Genomic DNA, 384 nt, shown 5'->3' with positions numbered 1-384 from the left:
GGGTACTGGCGCAGTCGCCCGGCAACGCGCAGCTCAACCTGCGGCGGGGCCGCCTGCTGCATGCCCAGGGCCTGGCCGCCGAAGCGGGCGAGGCCTACGCGCGCGCCCGCGAACTCGGCCTGCCCGCCACGCGGGTGCTGCCCTACCAGGCCGAGCTGTGCTTCGAGCGGCGCGACTACGCGCAGGCCCGCGCGCTGCTGCAGGAGCTCGGCCAGTGGCGCGCCCTGCCGCGCCTGCGGCCCGTGCTCGACTACTGGAAAGCCCGATGAGCGACGTCCATCCCCAGGCCCAGGAGGCCGACATCGCGCTGCTGCTCGAGGGTACCTTCCCCTACGTGAGCGGCGGCGTGTCGAGCTGGATCAACCAGATCATCCGGGCCTACCC

Annotated in this window: 2 protein-coding genes; both read left to right on the top strand. The window is 73.7% G+C overall.

The annotated features are described in order from the left end of the window. Positions 1-269: hypothetical protein (locus tag K9U41_RS23765; protein WP_282643276.1), on the top strand; the 269-nt coding region annotated here is incomplete at its 5' end. Then, positions 266-384, top strand: a 119-nt coding sequence (locus K9U41_RS24065; protein WP_432715864.1) for a DUF3492 domain-containing protein, incomplete at its 3' end; no start/stop codon positions are given. The genes K9U41_RS23765 and K9U41_RS24065, both read left to right, overlap by 4 nt.

Origin of the sequence: Xanthobacter autotrophicus (genome assembly GCF_029991245.1) — a bacterium.
In the GTDB taxonomy this organism is placed as follows: domain Bacteria; phylum Pseudomonadota; class Alphaproteobacteria; order Rhizobiales; family Xanthobacteraceae; genus Xanthobacter; species Xanthobacter autotrophicus_C.
This window is presented reverse-complemented; position numbering and strand designations above follow the sequence as displayed.